This window comes from Parendozoicomonas callyspongiae, assembly GCF_023502345.1.
Taxonomy (GTDB): domain Bacteria; phylum Pseudomonadota; class Gammaproteobacteria; order Pseudomonadales; family Endozoicomonadaceae; genus Sansalvadorimonas; species Sansalvadorimonas callyspongiae.
Window position 1 is genome coordinate 1 of the sequence record NZ_JAMFLX010000036.1, and the last position, 22,058, is coordinate 22,058.

17 protein-coding genes are annotated in these 22,058 nt (G+C 47.2%); 7 read left to right on the top strand and 10 right to left on the bottom strand.

Annotated features, from left to right (window positions below):
- Positions 1 to 326 precede the first annotated feature (326 nt).
- Genes M3P05_RS18355 through M3P05_RS18370 form a run of 4 tightly spaced genes read left to right on the top strand, consistent with a single transcriptional unit; the run spans position 327 to position 3,343 of the window.
- Positions 327 to 977, top strand: coding sequence for an acetyltransferase (locus M3P05_RS18355; protein ID WP_249701550.1), 651 nt, complete (start codon positions 327 to 329; stop codon positions 975 to 977).
- 42 nt (positions 978 to 1,019) lie between these two features.
- On the top strand, positions 1,020 to 1,289 hold the full coding sequence (locus tag M3P05_RS18360; RefSeq protein ID WP_249701551.1) for a hypothetical protein: 270 nt from the start codon (positions 1,020 to 1,022) through the stop codon (positions 1,287 to 1,289).
- 1 nt (position 1,290) lies between these two features.
- Complete coding sequence (locus tag M3P05_RS18365) at positions 1,291 to 2,619, top strand: AMP-binding protein (protein WP_249701552.1); 1,329 nt, start codon at positions 1,291 to 1,293, stop codon at positions 2,617 to 2,619.
- 1 nt (position 2,620) lies between these two features.
- Complete coding sequence (locus tag M3P05_RS18370) at positions 2,621 to 3,343, top strand: SDR family NAD(P)-dependent oxidoreductase (protein WP_249701553.1); 723 nt, start codon at positions 2,621 to 2,623, stop codon at positions 3,341 to 3,343.
- A 318-nt stretch (positions 3,344 to 3,661) separates the two neighbouring features.
- On the opposite strand, the gene pyk is transcribed toward M3P05_RS18370, so the two are convergent.
- Both pyk and gap read right to left on the bottom strand, forming a co-directional pair.
- Positions 3,662 to 5,083, bottom strand: a complete 1,422-nt coding sequence (pyk, locus tag M3P05_RS18375) for a pyruvate kinase (RefSeq protein ID WP_249701554.1) — start codon at positions 5,081 to 5,083, stop codon at positions 3,662 to 3,664.
- A 247-nt stretch (positions 5,084 to 5,330) separates the two neighbouring features.
- On the bottom strand, positions 5,331 to 6,341 hold the full coding sequence (gap, locus tag M3P05_RS18380; protein WP_249701555.1) for a type I glyceraldehyde-3-phosphate dehydrogenase: 1,011 nt from the start codon (positions 6,339 to 6,341) through the stop codon (positions 5,331 to 5,333).
- Positions 6,342 to 6,979: 638 nt separating this feature from the next.
- Between gap and M3P05_RS18385 the strand changes: the two genes are divergently transcribed.
- On the top strand, positions 6,980 to 8,218 hold the full coding sequence (locus M3P05_RS18385; RefSeq protein WP_249701556.1) for a hypothetical protein: 1,239 nt from the start codon (positions 6,980 to 6,982) through the stop codon (positions 8,216 to 8,218).
- A 78-nt stretch (positions 8,219 to 8,296) separates the two neighbouring features.
- Here the strand turns inward: M3P05_RS18385 and eno are convergent, their stop codons facing one another.
- Positions 8,297 to 9,583 carry a phosphopyruvate hydratase gene (gene eno, locus M3P05_RS18390; protein WP_249701557.1) on the bottom strand — a complete coding sequence of 429 codons (1,287 nt, stop codon included), beginning with the start codon at positions 9,581 to 9,583 and terminating at the stop codon, positions 8,297 to 8,299.
- Positions 9,584 to 10,040: 457 nt separating this feature from the next.
- Here eno and M3P05_RS18395 point away from each other — a divergent pair, with 457 nt between their 5' ends.
- Complete coding sequence (locus M3P05_RS18395) at positions 10,041 to 10,793, top strand: GntR family transcriptional regulator (RefSeq protein WP_249701558.1); 753 nt, start codon at positions 10,041 to 10,043, stop codon at positions 10,791 to 10,793.
- Positions 10,794 to 10,887: 94 nt separating this feature from the next.
- Here M3P05_RS18395 and M3P05_RS18400 read toward each other — a convergent pair whose 3' ends face one another.
- The 5 genes from M3P05_RS18400 to xylB all read right to left on the bottom strand — a co-directional run bounded on the left by M3P05_RS18400 (position 10,888) and on the right by xylB (position 17,586).
- Positions 10,888 to 12,018, bottom strand: coding sequence for a sugar ABC transporter permease (locus M3P05_RS18400; RefSeq protein ID WP_249701559.1), 1,131 nt, complete (start codon positions 12,016 to 12,018; stop codon positions 10,888 to 10,890).
- On the bottom strand, positions 12,011 to 13,537 hold the full coding sequence (locus M3P05_RS18405) for a xylose ABC transporter ATP-binding protein (RefSeq protein ID WP_249701561.1): 1,527 nt from the start codon (positions 13,535 to 13,537) through the stop codon (positions 12,011 to 12,013). The genes M3P05_RS18400 and M3P05_RS18405 overlap by 8 nt, the downstream gene beginning before the upstream one ends.
- 70 nt (positions 13,538 to 13,607) lie before the next feature.
- On the bottom strand, positions 13,608 to 14,621 hold the full coding sequence (xylF, locus tag M3P05_RS18410) for a D-xylose ABC transporter substrate-binding protein (protein WP_249701563.1): 1,014 nt from the start codon (positions 14,619 to 14,621) through the stop codon (positions 13,608 to 13,610).
- 163 nt (positions 14,622 to 14,784) lie between these two features.
- Positions 14,785 to 16,104 (bottom strand): xylose isomerase, encoded by a 1,320-nt coding sequence (gene xylA / locus M3P05_RS18415; RefSeq protein WP_249701564.1) that lies wholly within the window; start codon positions 16,102 to 16,104, stop codon positions 14,785 to 14,787.
- A 21-nt stretch (positions 16,105 to 16,125) separates the two neighbouring features.
- Positions 16,126 to 17,586, bottom strand: coding sequence for a xylulokinase (xylB, locus tag M3P05_RS18420; RefSeq protein ID WP_249701565.1), 1,461 nt, complete (start codon positions 17,584 to 17,586; stop codon positions 16,126 to 16,128).
- A gap of 215 nt (positions 17,587 to 17,801) precedes the next feature.
- On the opposite strand from xylB, the gene M3P05_RS18425 reads away from it, so the two are divergent.
- Positions 17,802 to 18,959, top strand: a complete 1,158-nt coding sequence (locus tag M3P05_RS18425) for a XylR family transcriptional regulator (protein ID WP_249701566.1) — start codon at positions 17,802 to 17,804, stop codon at positions 18,957 to 18,959.
- Here the strand turns inward: M3P05_RS18425 and M3P05_RS18430 are convergent.
- Both M3P05_RS18430 and hydA read right to left on the bottom strand, forming a co-directional pair.
- On the bottom strand, positions 18,956 to 20,509 hold the full coding sequence (locus tag M3P05_RS18430) for an AbgT family transporter (protein WP_249701567.1): 1,554 nt from the start codon (positions 20,507 to 20,509) through the stop codon (positions 18,956 to 18,958). The two genes, M3P05_RS18425 and M3P05_RS18430, sit on opposite strands and share 4 nt — an antisense overlap.
- 133 nt (positions 20,510 to 20,642) lie before the next feature.
- A complete protein-coding gene (hydA, locus tag M3P05_RS18435) occupies positions 20,643 to 22,037 on the bottom strand; it encodes a dihydropyrimidinase (protein ID WP_249701568.1) in 1,395 nt (464 codons plus the stop codon).
- Positions 22,038 to 22,058: the final 21 nt, after the last annotated feature.

Here is a 22,058-nt window from a genome sequence, read left to right on the forward strand (position 1 = left end):
TTTTGCTTTAGCCGTGCTCCAGAGATAGTTATCAGGACAGATTTCAGTGTGATACTATCCTGTGCTAGCAGGTGGAGGTGCCTTTTCGCATACTCCTACAGGTCATATACTTATTTTTCTCCTAAGAAAGACTTATCCCTAGGCTCTACTGAGGTGGATATGCTATATGAGTTTCTAATTGAGTTTGGGTAGATCATTGTGAAATTTACTGCATTGGGCTCAACAACCTTCGGCTACTACTTAAGCCAGAGGATTATTTGTAGTTTGTGAATGTACCGATCTTGCCTGGATTTTTGTGTTGGTTAATCAGTAAAGGGGACTTTTAGATGAGAGAGGTTTATATTATCGGATCTGGTGGATTTGCCGCAGAATTAACAGGTTACATCCAAGATAACAATAAAATAAAAAATCAATTAAGAATAAAGGGGTATTTTGACGTAAATACGGAAAGATATAGTCAGTATAATTTTCCTGCACCATTTCTTGGAAGTGAAAACAACTTTAATTTTCATGAAGGTGATTTAGTAATCATCGCTATTGGTGACTTAAAAATTAGATCTCGGATCATCGAAAACTTAAAAAATAAAAAAGTGACTATAGATGGCTTCTGCCACAATAGCTCTATCGTCTCTTCGTCGGCAGTTTTAGGTTCAGGGAATATAATTTGTCCTAACGTGATTATTGGCCCTAATACAACACTTGGAGATAATAACATTCTTAATTATTCATCTGCATTACCACATGACTGCACCCTTGGTAGTGAAAACGTGTTTTCTCCAAATGTTCAAATAACTGGTTATACGACTATTGGTGATAAAAATTTTTTTGGCACATCCTCGTGCGTGCTTCCAAATTTATCCATAGGCAATTGTAATAAAATACAAGCTGGCCTCGTTGTTTCTAAAAATGTAGAAAACTCTCGCATGGTGTTTAAAATCGAAAAAACTAACGATTTACCATCTTATGATTTTCTTTAATTAATCTTTAACTAGATAAAAACACTTAAACAGGCAGATGATATGACTGAAAGAACAAACATTAGAGAATCCATTACTAAATCATTCCACGATGCACTGGAAAGAACAGATAGTAAGCTTTTAGTGGATAATTTATCTGATGACATTGTTTTATTACAAAGTGGCTTAGATTCTTTAGGGTTTGCCATCTTAGTTGCAATTTTAGATGAAGAGCTCGGGTTTGATCCCTTTGCAATGATGGATGAACCAGTCTACCCGGTCACCTTTGGTGAATTTGTGTCCATTTATGAAAAGATAAGTCCTACTGAATAATATGACTGTATTAAGATCTTTCATTGAGTCTATTCCTCCCGAGAGAGTTGCTTTTGTTTTCCAAGGCAAGCAGTTATCTTACGGTGATTTGGTTTTGATGACCAAAAAGAATGAATCTGTGATAGAAACTCTTAAAGGTGCCTCTATCGCCATCAAGGCTCGCAGCAGGAGTGAGCTAGCTGTATTGCTTCCAATGCTTGATGGCGTGGTTAACAGAATTCTTCTATTGGCCCCAGATATATCTGAAGACCTTTATGAACGATTTTATAAAGAAGCAAAGATTACATATGAGGTATTTTGTAACTCTGACAATCTGAATATTATCCCTGTCGCTGGTCCCCATAATCAGCATGTTAGCTCAAGCTCAGTTACTGAATGGATTATCCCAACTTCAGGAACTACAAATATTCCCAAGCTAGTTTCTCACACATTATCTAGTTTGAGTGCCTCTTCAAAGATTGATATTCAATCAGGTAATAGATACGTTTGGGGATTAGTATATGACATATATAGATTTGCAGGTCTACAAGTATATCTGCAATCTACTCTATCAGGGTCAACTTTAATTATCCCAGATGAGAGCAAAGATCTGATTGGGGTAATCAATGTACTATCCAGAGGTATGTGTAATTCACTTTCTGGTACCCCATCATTTTGGCGAAAGCTGCTAATGCATGGTGATAGCAATAGCTTTAATTTTCTCAATATAACTCTTGGCGGTGAGATTTCAGACGATACCATTCTAAAGGCTTTGATTCAAAAATTCCCAAAATCAAGAATTCGGCACGTTTATGCTTCAACTGAAGCGGGGGTAGGATTTTCCGTGACTGACGGCAAGTCTGGCTTTCCTCAAAAGTATCTTAATGAAGGGGTGAACGGTGTAAAACTAAAAATTAATAGCGATAACATTCTTTGCATCAAGCCCAAAACTAAAGATCAGAAATATATAAACAATCAACAGATATTCCAGGATGATGGGTATATTGCAACAGGAGATCTAGTGACTGTTCGCGATAACCGAGTATATTTTCTTGGTAGAGATTCTGGTGCTATTAATGTTGGTGGCAACAAAGTTCATCCCGAAGAGGTAGAACACGTTCTCTTACTAGACCCTACAGTTAAGGCTGCAAAAGTTTACTCCAAGCCTAATCCAATTTTGGGATCTTTAGTATGTGCCGAGATCGTTGCTGATACTCCTGATTTTAATAAAATCAAGTCTGACTTGATCAAACTTTGTAAGATGCATTTAGCCGCCTATAAAGTCCCTGTTTCCATCAAAACTGTCAATGTAATTGATGTAAATGATAGTGGTAAGATAAAGAGAGGTTAATATGGATTTAGTTGTTGTAACAGGTGCTTTTAAAGGGTTAGGGTTTGCTATATGCAAGCACCTTCTTAAGAATGGGTACTCCGTAGTAGGAATTGGCAGGACACTAACCTCTGAATATCAGGAACTACAAGAACAGTATCAAGACTATTTGTTTCATGAGGTTTTTGATTTTAACAATATCGAAGATATAAAAGCACTTTCAAAAAAAATCACATCTAAGTACGGTGTGATTTATGGCCTAGTTAATAATGCAGCTCTCGGACATGATGGAGTTCTTGCCACCATGCACGAGAGTCAAATCGAAGAGTTAATCAGAGTCAATGTGCAAGCACCTATCGTCTTAACCAAGTATATTTCAAGATCTATGCTAATTAGACAACGCGGGAGAATTATTAATATCAGCTCAGTTATTGCAACTACAGGTTACAATGGACTTTCTGTTTATGGGGCTACTAAATCTGCACTAAGTGGATTTACACGGTCTCTTGCGCGAGAGCTAGGCCGAGCTAATATCACAGTAAACACTGTTGCACCTGGATTCATGGATACTTCTATGACAAGCTCCTTAAAGGGTGAAAAGCTAGATAGCATTAGAAGACGCAGCCCTTTAAACCGTATGGCAACTGTAGATGATGTAGCAAACTCAGTTGGGTTTCTTTTGACACCAGCAGCTGACAATATTACAGGCTCAACAATAACTATTGATGCAGGCAGCACAGCTTAATAGCCATATAGCAATCAAGGAGTCGAAAACCTTCGGTTCCTTGGCTATTTTGAACAATAGAGATTATAGTCTTTGCTCTTCATGGATAAACAATGGAGCCACTCGTTGTAATTAACTTTATTATAGAATTTGGTTAACTTCACACATGGCCATGTGTTTTCAACTTGCTTAATATCGGTAAAAATAAAGAAAGTTCTGCAATATCAAAATAGATGAGAGAGGGAATCAATTCCCCCCTCCCAACAATATCCTCATGATAAAGCTTATGCACAGAGGACATATTTAATTAAGTATGCATTATGCAACTTTTACTTAATATTAAACGGTCAGGATTTTCAGCACATTAGTACTACCCTGACTGGTACCACGGGTCATCAGCACCTTGTCACCAGCCTTCAGACCAACAGTCTCAACCACCAGCTCCAGAGCTTTAGCTTCAACTTCAGGATCATCGCTGGAGATGTCGAATGGCAGGCAATGCACACCGCGGTACAGAGCCAGACGACGACGGGTCTCTTCACGGCGGCTCAGTGCAACGATTGGCAGTGCGGAGTTGATGCGGGACATCCACAGAGCAGTCTGGCCAGACTTACTCAGGCAGACAATCGCCTTTACACCTTCCTGATGGTTAGCCGCGTACATGGCAGACATTGCGATAGTCTCGTCAGTACGCTCGAAAGTCATATCCATGCGGTGGTGAGATACGACAGCGGAAGGCTGCTTTTCTGCTGCTTTGGCGATACGGCTCATTGCCTCTACAACACCGTGAGGGCAATGACCGGTTGCAGTTTCTGCAGACAGCATAACTGCGTCAGTGCCGTCCAGAACAGCGTTTGCTACATCGAATACTTCTGCACGAGTTGGCAGGGAGTTTTCGATCATGGATTCCATCATCTGAGTCGCAGTGATTACCGGCCGATTCAGGCGACGAGCCATATTGATCATCTCTTTCTGAACACCTACCAGTTCAGCATCACCGATCTCAACACCCAGATCACCACGAGCAACCATGATTGCATCAGAAGCGTCGATAACTTCTTCCAGCTTGGACAGATCATTGACAACTTCAGCTCGCTCAATCTTTGACAGGATTGCAGCACGACCACCAGCAGCTTCCAGCAGTGCACGGGCTTCGTCCAGATCTTCCTTGCAACGAACGAAGGAGACTGCCATGTAATCGATACCAATCTTGGCTGCAGTTTTGATGTCGTTTTTGTCTTTTTCAGTCAAAGCCGGTGCAGACAGACCACCGCCCTGCAGGTTGATACCCTTGTTATTTGACAGAATACCGCCAGTCAGAACTTTACAGCGAATCTGAGGACCATCAATGCTGTCTACTTCCAGGCTCAGACGACCATCGTCCAGCAGCAGAACATCACCTGGCTTGCAATCGTTTGGCAGGCTCTTGTAAGCGATACCAACAGACTGAGCAGTACCTTCGTGAATATCCAGTTCAGCATCCAGAGTGAAGAACTCACCAGGAACCAGGTTAACCTTGCCTTCCTTGAAACGGGCGATACGGATCTTGGGGCCTTGCAGGTCACCCAGGATTGCTACGTTACGGCCTTGTTCTTCAGCAATTTCGCGTACCAGCTTGGCACGGTTTATGTGCTCTTCCGGCTCACCGTGAGAGAAGTTCATGCGAACAACATCAACACCAGCAGCAATCAGCTTGGTCAGCGCTTCGCGGGATTCAGATGCAGGGCCCAGAGTGGAGACAATCTTTGTACGTCTCAGCATGATTTTATTACCGAATAATCTTAGAGAAACTTAGAAACCGGAATGCAGGTCGAACCCATGTTCCGGCTTTGAATAAGGACGCAGCGATTAAAAGCCCCCTTCCCCTCATAAAGAGAAGCCGCTTTCTTTGGAAACAGGATATCTGTTCTACTTCCATAGCAAAAAAGGGAAAAGAACGGCTCAGCCATTCTTTCCCCCATCACATCACTGCTTTGTTCAAGGCACTATTTATGCAAGCTCTCGGCAGTTAAGCGCTCAGCAGAGCCTTTGCAGTGTCCAGCATACGGCAGGAGAAGCCCCACTCGTTATCGTACCAGCTCATAACCTTAACCAGACGACCTTGCACGCGAGTCTGGGTAGCGTCGAAGTTAGAGGAGAATGGGCTGTGGTTGAAGTCCATGGAAACCAGAGGCTGGGTGTTCACAGCCAGAACCTGCTTCATAGCTTCGGAAGAAACGGCCGCCTTGGCGATGATTTCGTTCACTTCTTCAATAGTGGTGTCACGGCCAGCAATGAAGCTCAGGTCAACCAGAGAAACGTTAGCGGTCGGTACGCGAACAGCCATGCCATCAACCTTACCTTTCAGCTCAGGAACGACCAGGCCAACAGCGGCAGCAGCGCCGGTCTTGGTTGGGATCATGTTCAGAGCCGCAGCACGGGCACGGTACAGGTCAGTGTGGTATACGTCAGTCAGTACCTGATCGTTGGTGTAAGCGTGGATGGTGGTCATCACGCCAGACTCAATGCCCAGAGCTTCGTTCAGAGGCTTGGCGATAGGTGCCAGGCAGTTGGTGGTGCAGGAAGCGTTGGAGACAACAGTCATGTCTGCAGACAGAACGCCTTCGTTAACACCGTAAACAACAGTGCCGTCAACATCGCTGGCACCTGGTGCAGAGATGATAACCTTCTTGGCGCCTGCGTCCAGGTGAGCCTGACAGGCTTCCTTGGAGCGGAATACACCGGTGCACTCAAATACAACGTCAACCTTCAGGTCAGCCCATGGCAGTGCAGCAGGGTTGCGCTCAGACAGAACCTTGATCTCGTCACCGTTAACGAACATGGCGTTTTCGCCACCTTCAACCTGTGCGGCGAAAGTACCGTGTACAGTATCGTACTTGGTCAGGTGAGTGTTGATCTTGGCATCGCCCAGATCGTTGATAGCTACGATTTTGAACTCGTCAGTACGATTATTTTCGTACAGAGCTCGCAGAACGTTGCGGCCAATGCGGCCATAACCATTGATGGCGATACGGATCATTTTCGTACTCTCGCTTTTCAGTTTGTCTAGATGAGGTCGTTACACGATCTCATCAGGATTCAAAATTCCTGCCATGACATATCAGAACTCACCGGTCTGTTAAGCCATGGTTTTTAAGACATTTATAATGTCCCACTCCTCAGATTTCCTGCTTAGCTTCGGCTTATATGAAAATCGTCCGAAACGCTCTTCAGATATTCCTCTCACTTAGAGGTCGGCATTTTTGCTATCAACACCAGTCTGAAGCCTGCAGAACACCAGCATTACCGGTGCATAAGCCTTAATCTGAGGACTTGCAGCCTGACTAAACCCACAGTCTAGTCAGAGCCTTGTGTCATCACACAAGATTCGGTATCCAGGTTTTAAACCTGATCTTTATCTTGTGAAGGTACCCTTCCTTTGTATAGGAAGTGGACTACCTGAATACTTGCACCAGTACTTTACGCTCAGATGACAGGCTAAAACCTTTAGCTAATCTGGACACAACCTGAACACTGGAGCGACAATGGTATTGCATTGGTACACCATAACTATTGATGCGAATCAATAAAGCCATACCAATAATGTTTTTACTCATAACTCGCCACGCCCTTCATATAAGTTTCTTATACTGAAATGGTCTACAGAAGGGATTTCTTATGCTTGGCCCAGGAAACATTGGTTCAAATAAGGCCATCACCAGCCATCAGCACCAACAGACCGAAGGCCCAAAGGCGAAAAAAGGGCGCCTGGGTTTTCGCAACCTGTTTCCGGTCAATGGCAGGCAGCTGATTCAACTGGCCAGAAATGTCAGCAGCCTGAAACCAAGTACTGTCTTACTTGCCGCTCGGCACATCAGCCACCAGCCACCAGCAGAGATCAAACAGAGAATTCCCAGATCCAATGCCATAAGTGCTCCAAGCAAACAGGCAGCATTACAATCCTCGAAGCAAGCAGCGGCACCCAGCAATAAGTCAACCCAGTCCACTTCAAAAACTGCTTCACATCAGACCAACGCAACCACACAAAAGAAGGCCAACTCCCCACGAAGACCTCCACCCCCTCCTCCAGATTTGAAGACAGAGACTAAGGAGGCCTCAAGGCCAAAAGAAAGCAGCCCAACCAGTCACGCCGTCAACGCTTCTCCTGAACCAAAAGCAAAGGGGATAAAGGATTTTACCAGCAAAGATATTGATGACCTGATAGATGGTCTGCATCTGGATGACGATGCATTTGAGCAACTGGCTAATGACCCTGATGTCCTTGAATACCAGCGCTCTCATCAGAGTAAGCAAAACCAAAGACCAACCCAACAAACAAGACCCACTCCTTCTCGGCAGAAAGCACAAACACCCAATCCAAGCAAAGCAGCAACCCCAAAGCTACGCCAACAAGCTGTTGATCCCAAACCTGATGCCCTTCGCCGACTAGAGTCAGAAAATAAAACTCAGGAAACCAGACTACAGGAAGCAATAAACAACCTACCTGATGTTCCAACACACAAACCAAAGGGGCCCGTTAAACACAGAAACACCCCCATGGAGGCCAAAACAAAGATCTTGTTATTGCCAGACACATCTTTCAGGGGGCTAAGTCAATACATAAGACAAATTTCTGATGTAAAAGATCTGGTAGAGACCAGAGCCGCAATCAGAGAACTGGCAATCACAAGACAAATCAGCAGCAGCGACTTTTCACTCCTTCAAGAGAGTTTGCCCAACCAACTGCAGAGAATCGCCGCAAACAACCCGAATGAAGCAGACCGAATTAGCCCAAACGTCTTAAAATTATTCTACCCAGATATGGTTGAACGCTATAAAGCAGCCAATACAATTTTCCAGAACCAGTCGGCCACCCTAAATCTCAAGGCAAGACTGGATCAGCTTAAAAAGCGATAAATTCTGGTTCACTCCAATACAAAAAGCCGCTTACCTTTCAGCAAGCGGCTTTTCTGGCATTAGCAGCGACTCAAGCGATTACTTGAATTCAGCCATACCACGGTAAGGAGCCTTTTCACCCAGCTCTTCTTCAATGCGCAGCAGCTGGTTGTACTTGGATACGCGGTCGGAGCGGCACAGGGAGCCGGTCTTGATCTGGCCTGCAGCAGTACCAACAGCCAGGTCAGCGATGGTAGCGTCTTCAGTCTCACCGGAACGGTGAGAGATAACTGCAGTGTAACCAGCGTCCTTGGCCATCTTGATAGCGTCCAGAGTCTCGGACAGAGTACCAATCTGGTTCAGCTTGATCAGGATGGAGTTGGCGATACCTTTTTCGATACCTTCCTTCAGGATCTTGGTATTGGTTACAAACAGGTCGTCACCAACGATCTGGATCTTGTCACCCAGAATCCTGGTCTGGTAAGCGAAACCATCCCAGTCAGATTCGTTCAGACCATCTTCAATGGAGATGATTGGGTATTCTTCGGTCAGCTTCGCCAGGTAGTCGGAGAAAGCTTCAGATTCAAAGATCTTGCCTTCGCCCTTCAGGTTGTACTTGCCATCTTCGTAGAATTCGGAAGCTGCGCAGTCCAGAGCCAGAGTCACGTCAGTACCCAGGCTGTAGCCAGCCTTCTCAACGGCAGTCTTGATAACAGCCAGAGCGTCAGCGTTGGATGCCAGGTTAGGAGCAAAACCACCTTCATCACCAACAGCAGTGTTCAGACCCTTGGCGGACAGAACTTTCTTCAGGTTGTGGAAGATTTCAGCGCCCATGCGCAGAGCTTCAGAGAAAGACTTGGCGCCAACAGGCTGAACCATGAATTCCTGGATGTCTACGTTGTTATCAGCGTGTTCACCACCGTTAATGATATTCATCATTGGAACAGGCATGGAGTAGTTGCCGGCAGTACCGTTCAGCTCAGCGATGTGCTGGTACAGAGGAATATTCTTGGCGTTAGCAGCAGCTTTGGCAGCAGCCAGGGAAACAGCCAGGATAGCATTCGCACCGAACTGGCTCTTGTTCTCAGTACCGTCCAGCTCGATCATCTTGCCGTCCAGACCACGCTGGTCAGCAGCATCAAAACCGATCAGGGCTTCGCGGATAGGACCATTGATGAAACCAACAGCCTTCAGTACGCCTTTACCCATGTAACGGGACTTATCACCGTCGCGCAGTTCCAGAGCTTCACGGGAACCAGTAGAAGCACCGGAAGGAGCACAGGCACGACCCCAGTGGCCGCTTTCCAGACGTACGTCAGCTTCAACAGTAGGGTTACCACGGGAGTCGAGGACTTCGCGACCCCGGATTTCAGCGATCTTGGTCATCACTTCTCTCCAGATATTACTCGTATACAGTTCCCGCAGCCGCACATACCCACAATACCAGTGTGTTTTATTGCTAAAACCAATAACCTCACAGGAATAGCGGACTCTTTATCAGCGAACCTTTGAAACTGCGACATTAAATTTCGCGATGGATAATACCTTTAAAGGCTCTATCATGCACCTAGCATGTACCAATACAGGTCACGTTCACACTATCCAATTGATTAAAATCAACTGAAGCACTTATAAACCGCCTGTTTGCGGCCTTTTCTGCAAGTTACAAATGAAACCTTTTATGAAATTGGTATGATCGCCCCAGTAAAGTCGGACAGCATTTCATGGGAATGCGTCTATTGTTTCCGGGTAAGATTCATTCGACTTTCTTATAAACCGGTAGCTCGCTGGCCGGTTCATAACCAATGTTCACCCACTTAACTGAGCCCGAAAGGCCATGAATTTGTCTGCCACACATACCAGCCTGGTCGAACGTATTTTTGGTGAGCCTGATTCACTGAAGGACAACGCCACCCCTCTTTATCTTCAGCTCCAGAGCCTGATCCAACAGTCCATTGACAATGGCGTACTCAATAGAGGATCTGCCCTGCCTGCGGAACGGGAAATAGCCCAATACATGAAAGTTTCCCGGGTAACCGTCAAACGTGCGATCAGCGAACTGGTCACTGAGGGCCTTCTGACTCAGCGACAAGGTGCAGGCACCTTCGTGGCGGAAAGGATGGTTCATAAACTCGATCGTCTCAACAGCTTTTCTGAAGTTATTGAATCTGTCGACAAGCACCCTGACTCTCTCTGGATTGAACGGGGCATTGGTCTGGCCAGCCGGGACGAACAGAGCCGCCTTAACCTGCCATCAGGTTCTGAAGTTGTCCGCATGTTCCGCGTTCGCATGGCTGACAATACTCCTGTCGCTCTCGAGTATGCTGTCGTACCAAGACAGTTCCTGGACACGCCTTTTGATGTGACCGGCTCACTCTATGAAGCTCTGGCCAAAGCGGGAAGCCGTCCAGTCAAAGCTATCCAGAAGCTACGAGCAGTAGCCCTTGAAGAAAACTACGCCGATTACCTCAATATCGAAGCAGGCAGCCCGGTTATTGTCATGGAACGTCGGGGGCTTCTGGCTGATAATACGCCTGTTGAATATAGTCGCTCTCACTTTCTTGGCGACACTTTTGAATTTGTAGCTGAAGTCTGATCTTTGCAGAGCCGTTTTGTTTATAGCTTTACTCTCGATCAGGTTCCAGGCAATGAGCGGGACACATCTTTCCCGCTCCGAGGGGGCTGACAACTCAAGCCTGTTTCTTTGAAGAAACATCCATCCAAACGGCCAGCAACAGGATCATTCCTTTCACGATGTACTGCCAGAAGGTAGCGATATCCATCATGCTCATACCGTTATCCAGGCTGGCCATAACAAGAGCACCAACCAGCGTGCCGATAACCGTTCCCACCCCACCAGCCATACTGGTTCCGCCAATTACACAGGCAGCAATGGCATCCAGCTCAGCCATATTACCCATGGAAGGAGACGCTGCCCCCAGGCGGGACGTCAGGATCAAACCGGCAACCGCTACCAATGTGCCATTCATGGCATAGGTAAACAGCTTCATCCTTTCCACGTTTACCCCAGAAAGGCGAGCCGCTTCGATATTTCCACCAATCGCATACAACCTGCGGCCAAATGTAGTTTTGTTAGCCACATAAGTCAGCACACCGATTAGGGTCATCATAATAAGAACCGGTGTGGGAATGCCGCGATAACTGTTCATCAGGAAGGTGGCGAAAAGAATCACAACACCAAATAAAGTCAGCTTCCGCACTTCCTTAGCCACTGTTGGAACCGGCAGTCCATATTCCACACGGGATTTCCGGCCACGCACGGCACTGACAACCATTAAAGCTAGAACTGCAACCGCCACGCTATAACCAATACCAACAGGCAGATAGCTTTGGCCCAACTGAGTCAGACCAGAAGAGACCGGCGCAATAGTTGTTCCCTTAGACATCCCCACCAACACACCACGGAATGCCAGCATTCCTGCCAATGTGACAATAAATGAGGGAACATGTCGGAAGGCCACCCAGAAACCATTCCAGAGGCCCAAAAGGAAACCGCACAGGAGCGTAACAATAATCGTCACATAGAGCGGCATACCCAGCCAAACATCCATAACAGCGGCAACGCCACCCAGCAACCCCATTAAGGAACCAACGGACAGATCTATCTCACCAGTTATGATGACAAACACCATACCCATGGCGAGAATGCCGGTAATGGCTGTCTGGCGGAAAAGGTTGGACAGGTTTCTGGGGGTCAGATAACTGCCATCCGTCATCCAGCTGAACAGAAACCAGATTGCCAGCATGGCAATCAGCATCATATAGGTCTTGGCATTTTTTCTGATTGCGGTTTTAAGCATCACTGCAACTTCCTAAAGCAGATTCCATAATCATTTCCTGGGTCAGGTCCTGGTTTACGAAGTTCCCTTTCAGTTTACCTTCATGCATAACCAGTACGCGGTCACTGATACCAAGGACTTCCGGCAACTCCGAGGACACCATGATGATGGAAATACCTTCCCGGATCAGTTCAAACATAACCTTATAAATTTCATACTTGGCCCCCACATCAACACCGCGAGTGGGTTCGTCCAGAATCAGGACTTTGGGGCCAATCAGCAGGTTTTTGGCCAGAACAACTTTCTGCTGATTGCCACCGGATAAACTCTTGATCTGCAGGTCTGGAGAGGCCGTTTTCACCCGCAGTTTCTTAATATATTCGAGAACATCAGCAACCTCATGACTGCTGTCGATACAGTCCATTTTCTGCTGATAATTCAGAAGGTTGGCCAGGGAGAGGTTCTTGGCCACGCTCATTCCAGGAATAATACCGTGACGCTTTCGATCTTCCGGCACCATGGCAACCCTTTGTCTTAGCGCTTCGGCGCTGTTTCGAACCTTGATCGGTTTGTTGTCCAGCAGGATTTCAATATCATAACTTCCGGGGTAACAACCAAACAGACACTGCATCAGTTCAGTCCGGCCAGCACCTACCAGACCAGAGATTCCAAGAATTTCTCCTTCCCGCACGGTAAAGCTGACATCATCAACCCGCTTGATATCCTGCACCCAAGGATCATGGGCAGTGCAATTACGCACTTCGAGAACAACATCACCAATCGGGTGATCTTCCCTGGGAAACAGATTGGCCATTTCCCGGCCAACCATCATTTGAATAATGCGATCCTGATTCAGCTCTGCAATCTCTTTCGTGGCGATATGCAGACCATCCCGGATGACACAAACCCGGTCTGAAATCGCCATAATTTCATCGAGCTTGTGAGAGATATAAACACAGCTCACACCGCGCTCACGCAGGCTGCAAACTATATTCAGAAGAATTTTGGTTTCGCTTTCCGTTAGAGAAGAAGAAGGCTCATCAAGAATAAGAAGGCTGGCATTTTTTGAAAGCGCCTTGGCAATCTCCACCAGTTGCTGCTGACCAACACCAAGGTGTTTAACTAATGTAGTAGGCGGAACATCCAGAAAAACCTGCTTCAGCAACTCTCTGGTTTTCTGCAGCATGGCATTGAAATTAATACGTCCATAACTGTGAATTTCAGAACCAAGGAAAATGTTTTCCATAATGCTCAGTTCTTTCACCAGCGCCAGTTCCTGGTGAATGATGGCAATACCAACAGCTTCACTATCTTTAATTGACTGGGCAGAAAGAGATTTTCCATTGAAAGTGATTTCCCCGGCATAACTCCCGGCAGGATGAACACCAGTCAGGACTTTCATCAGGGTTGATTTTCCGGAGCCATTTTCACCACAAAGGGAAACCACCTCGGCTGGCTTCACATTAAAAAACACATTATCAAGCGCTTTAATACCGGAAAAATCTTTGGAAATCCCCTGCATTTCCAATAGATAACTCATTACAGTACCGCCTTGAAAATCAGCTGCTCAGATAAAAGACTGCCGACTTATGCCGGCAGCTCAGCAAGAATCAATTGACCTTGTATACGTCTTCTTTCTTGTGCATACCGTCGGCGATAACGGTTTCCATCACGTTCTCTTTTGTGACAACGATGGGCTCAAGCAGGTAAGAGGGAACGGACTTCAGGTTGTTATCCAGCTCAGCATTGGTAGCTGGAGCCTTGTCATCGCCCAGTTCAACGGCAATTTCAGCAGCCTTGCGGGCCAGCAGATGCAGAGGCTTGTACACAGTCATGGTCTGAGTACCGGCAACGACACGCTGTACAGCTGCCAGATCAGCATCCTGACCGGAGATAGCAACCTTGCCTTCCAAACCCTGTGCAGCCAGAGCCTGAATCGCACCACCAGCGGTTCCGTCATTGGAAGCAACAACAGCATCAATATCGTTGTTACTGGCAGTCAGCGCATTTTCCATAATGCCCAGAGCATTTTCAGGCAGCCAGGAATCAACCCACTGGTCACCTACGATGGTGATCTTGCCTGCATCAACATAAGGCTGGATCACATTCATCTGTCCCTGACGGAACAGCTTGGCGTTGTTATCAACTGGAGAACCGCCCATCATGAAGTAACGGCCTTCCGGAACCGCTTTCACAATGGCACTGGCCTGAAGTTCACCAACCTTGGTATTATCAAATGAGATATAGAAGTCGATATCAGCGTTATTAATCAGACGGTCATAAGCCAGAACCTTAATTCCTTCACGTTTGGCTTCAGCAATCACGTTGGAAAGCACCTGGCCGTTGTAAGGAATAATGACCAGAACATCAACACCACGTGAAATCATGTTTTCAATCTGGGAAATCTGGGTCTGCTCATTACCGTTTGCAGATTGAACAGAAACTTTTGCCCCCAGCTCTTCCGCTTTGGCGACAAACAGATCACGGTCTTTCTGCCAGCGCTCAAGACGGAGATCATCAATGGACATCCCGATTTTCAGCTCGCCATCATCTCCACCGAATAGAGATGCCTGAGCATTAATGGCAAAGAATGCTGCCATAATAAAAGCTAAGATTTTCTTCACTTTAGGCCCCCTTGCGAAATGCAATGTGTAGCATCAGTTTTAATGCTATGTGCGTTTTTGTTTGAAACAATTGTGAAAATAATTAATCGCTTTATGTTTTCTGAACTCATTTGGCAATAATTGATACATATCAATTATTGCCATCCGCATGAAATCCTATGTTTCAAGAGTAAATAAAGCGATTTACCAAGTTTTCCAGGTATTCCTGCTTGCCGGAAACGGGTTGTGGTTGAAGATCAGTCGCCAGGACGTGATTACGCAGACTATCAAGAGAGTGGTCGCCTTTGAGTATGGCTTGTCCCAGTTGTTTGCTCCAGCCGTGATAACGATTGGCTACGATCTCAAGCAATGCTTCCTGCTCAATCAGGTCAGCAGCTTTCAGCAGAGCCAGAGCCAGGGTATCAATGCCGCCGATATGACCATGGAACAGATCTTTGGCATCAATACTCTGACGCCGTAGCTTGGCATCAAAATTAAAACCACCCGTGCTCAAACCACCGGCTTTCAGAATTTCATAAACAGCCAGAGTCATCTCTTCGACACTGTTGGGGAACTGGTCGGTATCCCAGCCCAGCATCAGATCACCACGGTTGGCATCAATACTTCCCAGAATGCCAAGGGATGCTGCGGTTGCAACTTCGTGCTGGAAGGTATGACCTGCCAGTGTCGCATGGTTAACCTCAATATTGACTTTGACCTCCTGCTCCAGACCGAACTGCTTCAGAAACCCATAAACAGTGGCAACGTCATAGTCATATTGATGTTTGGTTGGCTCCTGGGGCTTGGGCTCAATCAGCAGAGTGCCTTTGAAACCAATCTTGTGTTTGTGTTCAACAACCATCTGCAGAAAACGACCAAGCTGCTGACGTTCCTGGCGTAGGTCAGTGTTCAGCAGGGTTTCATAGCCTTCCCGCCCCCCCCAAAGAACATAGTTCTCACCACCCAGCTTATGAGTCGCTTCCATAGCATGGGCAACCTGATTGGCAGCGCACGCAAAGATTTCAGGATCAGGGTTGGAAGCCGCACCAGACATATAGCGGCGGTGACTGAAGCAGTTAGCTGTTCCCCAAAGCAACCTGGTTCCTGTCTGTTCCTGCTTCTCACCCAGGTAATCAACGACGGACTTAAAGCCTTCAGTAAGCTCATTAAGAGATTCTGCAGCCGGCGCCACATCGGTATCATGAAAGCAGTAGTACGGAACACCAAGCTTGCCGGCAAACTCAAAAGCAGCATCGGCTTTCAAGCGGGCTTCGGTCATTGGGTCAGCATTTTTCCAGCTGCGCTGAAATGCCGGACCACCAAATACATCGTTACCTTCCCAGCAAAAGTTATGCCAGTAGCAGACGGCCAGACGCAGATGCTCTGCCATGGTTTTACCAAGCACTACCCGATCTTTGTCGTAAAAATGATAAGACAGAGGGTCAGCAGATTCTTTACCGGTAAAGCTTACTGGTTCTACGCCGGGAAATATTTCTTGAGTCATTGTGTATGTTCCTGTGGATGCTTAGAACACGTTTTCAAGTGCATGATAGATGGTTCGGAATTTTTCGTACTTTTTCTGGTATTGGTTCGCCACGTCGGCATCAGGTGAATGCACCTGTGTCATTTCAGGTACTGGACAGATGTCCGATACCAAAGATGTGCTGCTGGCAGGCTGAACACCCAGCCTAGCCAGCCGGGCCGCACCGAGAGCAGGGCCAACCTCACTCCCTGCCCGATAAGACAGTGGTTTCTGCAGAATATTGGCCAGCAGCTGACGCCAGAATGGGCTTCTTGCGCCACCGCCAATCAGAGTGACATCATCAATAACAGCGCCAGCTTTTATTAACGCCTGATAGCCGTCATTCAGCCCCATGGAAATTCCTTCCAGAACGGCCAGGGCCATATCTGCACGAGTGGTTCCATGATCCAGCCCGAAGAACACACCCCGGGCATTCGGATTGTTATGGGGAGTTCTTTCACCGGAAAGGTAAGGAAGGAAAATCAGATTTGGGTGAAACCGTCCGCTCTGTTCTGCTTCTTCAATCAAGGAACCAACAGATTCAACTCCAGAGACTGTTGCAAACCAGTCAAGACAACAGGCTGCACTCAGCATCACAGACATAAGGTGCCAGGTATCAGGAAGAGCATGACAGAAGCTATGAACTGCCTGCTCCGGGTTTGACCGGTAACCATCAGTGACTACGAAAAATACGCCAGACGTCCCCAGCGAAAGCATTGCCTGACCAGGCCTGGTAACACCGACACCCACTGCACCTGCTGCGTTATCACCTGCACCGGCAACAACGGGAACAGCCTTCATCCCCCACAGGTCTGCCAGCTCCTGCCTTAGATTTCCTGTTACCTGACAGCCCTCATAAAGTCTGGGCATATGTTCACGGGATAAACTACAGGCATTCAGCATGCTGTCTGACCAATCACGCCTGGCAATATCCATCCAGAGTGTTCCCGCACTGTCGGACATATCAGAAACACATTCGCCGGTCAGTTTGAGATTCAGGTAATCCTTGGGAAGCAGGACTTTATGAGTGTTGGCAAAAACGTCAGGTTCATGCCTCTGAACCCATTTCAATTTTGGTGCAGTAAACCCAGGCATAACCCGGTTTCCACCAAGGTTGAGAAAATCGGAAGTTATGGCTTCAAGCTCAATGCACTCTTCAGCACTTCTGGAATCATTCCATAGAATGGCGGGGCGTAAAGATTTAAGACAGTTGTCCAGCAATGTTGCACCGTGCATCTGGCCGGATAGACCAATGGCTTCAACCAGAGACAGGTCATTATTAATTTTCAGTTCCTGAACAGCATTACAGGCAGCCCGCCACCAGGCTTCCGGATCCTGTTCTGACCAGCCACTGTGCGGACGGAAAACAGTTAGAGCACTAGATGCCTGAGCAACAATCTCATCTTGATGATTCAGCAGGATGACCTTAACCGCTGAGGTCCCCAAATCAATTCCTAGGAACATTTCCAGGCTCCGGTAAGTCGTGTCGAGTTAATCCTAGGGGAGTGAGAACGCTGACAACAATTGTCAAAAAAGAGAGAAAAGTTATGTTTTTTACAGAATGAAGGAAGGATGTGATTGAGATCAATTTTTTTTGATCGACGATCGTTGAAGGTATTTTTCCATCACATTGCCTGCCATTTCATGGCTGATATGAACAAATCAGGCTGTAAATCTTTATGCATCGTCGGATCGGAATACTTTTCAACGGCAACAAAGTCTATGACCGCCAGGTGATAGGGGGGATTGCGGCTTATCGGAATCAGTTTCACCGTGAGTGGCAGCTTGCCATTGAGGAAGATTACCGCTGCAGCCTGAATCCGGATTTTCTGGACACGTGCGACGCCTATATCGCCGACTATGACGATCCTGAAGTGATTGCCACCATGTCGAAATCCTCCAAGCCTATTATAGCCATTGGTGGTTCCTACCAGAATGAGGACGAGTATCCCGACTGTCCTTACGTTGCTACAGACAACCAATATATTGCCCGGCTGGCTCTGGAGCATTTTCAGCTGCTTGGCTTCAAGCACTTTGCTTTTTATGGCATTCAGGAAACCGGTGGTAATCGCTGGTCAAGGGAAAGGGAAAAGGCGTTTGAGTCTTTAGTTAGAGAATCGGGAAATGTCTGTTTCAGCTTCCGTGGTTTCAATGCCTATAACTACCAGGCCGATTTCAACCGTCTGTGCGACTGGGTTGCCAGCCTGCCAAAACCCATTGCGGTGATGTCTGCAACGGATGCCCGTGCAATCCATCTGATTGATGCCTGCCAGCATCTTAGTATCGATGTGCCGGAACAGGTTTCTGTACTGGGTGTTGACGATGATGATGTCGCTAACAGTATCTGTTCACCAACTCTTTCTTCTATCCGCCAGGGCTGTCATGCCATGGGTTACCGGGCAGCAGAGTTGCTCAGTTACCAGCTGACATTTAACCGGCATGTAAAGCGGGTCATGATTCCACCGGAAAAACTGGTCCAAAGGGAGTCTACCCGCCATAGCGGTTATAAGGATCACTATGTCAGAACAGCTGTAAGTCAGGTTCGGGGCCACCTTCATGAAGGAATTCGTACGGCTGATATTGTTGAGAAGATAGGCCTCTCAAGAAGTAACCTGGAAACCCGCTTTCACCGGGAAACCGGCTGTTCACTCCACAAATATATTTCCAACAGTCAGCTGGCCAGGGCTAAAGAGCTTCTGGTTTCCAGCGATAAAAGCATCGCGGACATTGCCTGCCTGTGTGGCTACCCATCTGTCCAATACCTCTATGCGTTGTTCCGCAAAGAAGTGGGAATGACGCCAAAAAGATTCAGAGACAGAAACATGGTTCGGCCTTAAAAACCCAGTGGCCACTCCATAACAAAGAATGAAATCAGCAGGGCAGACCAGACTAGAAGGAATGCAACTGCATAGGGCCACATCAGGCTGACCATATCCCCCGGCCCCATACTCGGGCAGTATTTCCGCATCATGGCAAGAATTACTCCCGCGTATGTCATCATGGGGGTAACAATATTTGTTGAAGAATCCCCCACTCGGTAGGCAGCAGATACAAAATCAGGCGTCAGATCTGCATTCACCTGGTACAGCATTGGGACAAAGACAGGCCCAAAAACCATCCACTTGGACGACATGCCTCCCACAAACAGGTTGATAACAGCCGTTATGAAAATAAAGCCGATTATCAACAATACAGGCCAGGTCTCCAGCCCCAGATATTTCAGAAAAACAACACCTATCCACGAGAACCATATTCCCATTCCGCTATAAGACAGAAGGGAAAGAAAGTTGTAACAGAAAAAAGTCAGAACAAGGATGTACCCGGCAACATTCATCTGTCGGGTCATGGCGTTCACAATATCCGCTGTACGGCTGAACCTTCCGGTACCTGTTCCGTAGCAAACACCGCAGATGACAAAGGTCAAAGTCGTTAACAATACGAGGTTATTCAGCCATGGTCTCGACAGACTGCCATCGACATCGTAATAACCAGACAGCGGCCTCTGAATCAGCCATAGAAGAAGACCTGATGAAATAATCAGGCCAGCTAAAGCCCACTGCATTCCCTCTCTTTCACAAGGGTCGGGATAGAAACTCTTGGCACTTAGTGATCTTGGTACAATCCATTTCTGCCGGTTGTACTTCGGAGCCAGAATCAACTGAGTGACCAGCCCTCCAACAAGAGTGAGAACAAGCACTGACAGGCAGTTAAACCAGTAGTGCATGGTAAATGCGTTTAAATGTTCACCACTTGATCGCACAAACGGAACTGCTTGATTCTCTGCAAACAGCCGAGTATTAACTCCGATAATGACATCTGCAGGCGTTACCGGAATAAAATTCGCGCTGCACCCTGCTGAAACGCCGGCGAAAGCGGCCCCCATTCCAATCAGTGGATTTTTTTCAAGACCGGCATAAAGAAGCCCGGCCAAGGGAATCAGCACCAGATATCCCACGTCACTGGCAATACTGCTGATAATGCCCAGAAATACCAACAGAATTGGCAACCATCTATGGTTAATCCGTCTGCTGGCCCGCTTGATGATTGCAGTCAGCAAACCACTTTCTTCGGCGACACCAATTCCCAGCAGACATATAAGTGTCATACCCAGGACACCCTCACCAAAGGCGAGCCAGTTATTCAGCAGCAGGTTTTCAAACATCCAGCGAATGCCATGATCACTCAACATATTGCGAATAGTGTGCTCAACAGGTTCACCACCCGGCCCCGGGGTGGAAAAGGTAAAACCAGAGAGCGCCCATGACCCCACAGAACATGAGAGATAGAGCGCGATAAATATTATGACCGGATCAGGAATGCTCCGGTTAACTCGTTTGGTAAAAGGGCGGGGGTTCCTGCCGGTGAATTCCGACACGCGGGAAGACATTGGATTACCATGGGAGTGCCCTAGAGCTGTGCAAGTGTAGCAGCCATATCATCTTAACTCTGTGAATACAGACTGGGCGACTATTCTTTAAACAAACTAATACTCAAAACTGCGTTATCGAGTAATAAGCTGTTTATCTACGTAAGCGGAATTTCTCATCCAGTTGCTTACGACGAATAAAACGGCCCTGACCCGCTTCCCCATGAAACTGGTCGTTTTCAACCAGAATACTCCCCCGAAGCATGGTCAGGACCGGGTAACCCTGTAACTTAAAGCCTTCATAAGGCGTATAGTCGCAATTACCATGCTGCTTTTCTTTGGTGATGGTCACTTCTTTAGCAGGGTCGATCAGAACCAGGTCTGCATCAGCCCCTTCACGAATCACACCTTTCTGTGGATACATGCCAAACATTTTGGCGGGCTTGGCACTGACCAGTTCCACAAAACGGTTTATAGACATCCGTCCTTTCATCACACCTTCCGAGAACATCAGAGGCAGACGTGTTTCAACGCCGGGCAGACCATTTGGACACTTGGTGAAATCGCCAAGTCCCATTCGTTTCTGCTCAAGAGTGAAGGTGCAGTGATCTGTGGCAACAGTATCAATGCTGCCATCGTTCATACCGGCCCACAGCTTGTCCTGGTTCCAGGCTTCGCGCAGGGGTGGGCTGAGAATATATTTGAGTCCTTCCTCACCTTTCTGCTGATAACGCTGCATATCCAGGAACAGATACTGGGGACAGGTTTCCGCAAAGACCGGCTGACCTTTCTGCTGAGCCAGGCGGATATAATCCAGGCCTGCACTATTAGACAGATGCACAATATAAAGTGGCGCAGCATCGGCCAGAGCAGCCAGATTAATCATCCGCGAGATCGCTTCGGCTTCACATTCTGCCGGACGACTCAGGGCATGGAAGATAGGATCAGTCTGACCGGACGCCAGCATCCGTTTGCGCAGGAAGTTCACCGCGCTGTCATTTTCCGGATGGACACAGGTCAGGGCGTTCAGCTCATTCAGGCGCAGCAGCGCTTTCAGCACATCACTGTCACCAAGCTTATAGCCATAGGTGAGATAGAGTTTAAAACTGGAGATGCCATCATCCACCATTGATGCCATTTCATCGAGAATGTCATCATTTATGTGCTGGATGGTGCCATGGAAACTGTAGTCAATCACCGCCTGATCAGCAGCCCACTCTTTGTAGACTTCAAGCTGGTGATGGAGAGAGCAACCAGCCGGACCAAAGCCCATATGGTCGACGATTGTTGTTGTACCACCGAAGGCAGCAGCAACGGTTCCGGAATAGAAATCGTCACAGCTCTTGGCGATGCCGACATCAATGTTCATATGGGTATGAACATCAATACCGCCGGGAATCAGGTAGTTGCCGGAAGCGTCAATCACCCTGTCAGCGGGCACATCGATCTTTGGCGCAATACGATCAATTAAACCGTTAGCAACCAGCAAATCTCCCTGGCGTGATTCCTCAGCGTTAACTATCGTGGCGTTTTTAATCAGAACAGACATGACATTCCCCCACATCATTTT

Coding starts and splice junctions, on each gene's coding strand:
- M3P05_RS18355 (WP_249701550.1), top strand. CDS start 327: ATGAGAGAGGTTTATATTATCGGATCTGGTGGATTTGCCGCAGAATTA.
- M3P05_RS18360 (WP_249701551.1), top strand. CDS start 1,020: ATGACTGAAAGAACAAACATTAGAGAATCCATTACTAAATCATTCCAC.
- M3P05_RS18365 (WP_249701552.1), top strand. CDS start 1,291: ATGACTGTATTAAGATCTTTCATTGAGTCTATTCCTCCCGAGAGAGTT.
- M3P05_RS18370 (WP_249701553.1), top strand. CDS start 2,621: ATGGATTTAGTTGTTGTAACAGGTGCTTTTAAAGGGTTAGGGTTTGCT.
- pyk (WP_249701554.1), bottom strand. CDS start 5,083: ATGCTGAGACGTACAAAGATTGTCTCCACTCTGGGCCCTGCATCTGAA.
- gap (WP_249701555.1), bottom strand. CDS start 6,341: ATGATCCGTATCGCCATCAATGGTTATGGCCGCATTGGCCGCAACGTT.
- M3P05_RS18385 (WP_249701556.1), top strand. CDS start 6,980: ATGCTTGGCCCAGGAAACATTGGTTCAAATAAGGCCATCACCAGCCAT.
- eno (WP_249701557.1), bottom strand. CDS start 9,583: ATGACCAAGATCGCTGAAATCCGGGGTCGCGAAGTCCTCGACTCCCGT.
- M3P05_RS18400 (WP_249701559.1), bottom strand. CDS start 12,018: ATGCTTAAAACCGCAATCAGAAAAAATGCCAAGACCTATATGATGCTG.
- M3P05_RS18405 (WP_249701561.1), bottom strand. CDS start 13,537: ATGAGTTATCTATTGGAAATGCAGGGGATTTCCAAAGATTTTTCCGGT.
- xylA (WP_249701564.1), bottom strand. CDS start 16,104: ATGACTCAAGAAATATTTCCCGGCGTAGAACCAGTAAGCTTTACCGGT.
- xylB (WP_249701565.1), bottom strand. CDS start 17,586: ATGTTCCTAGGAATTGATTTGGGGACCTCAGCGGTTAAGGTCATCCTG.
- M3P05_RS18425 (WP_249701566.1), top strand. CDS start 17,802: ATGCATCGTCGGATCGGAATACTTTTCAACGGCAACAAAGTCTATGAC.
- M3P05_RS18430 (WP_249701567.1), bottom strand. CDS start 20,509: ATGTCTTCCCGCGTGTCGGAATTCACCGGCAGGAACCCCCGCCCTTTT.
- hydA (WP_249701568.1), bottom strand. CDS start 22,037: ATGTCTGTTCTGATTAAAAACGCCACGATAGTTAACGCTGAGGAATCA.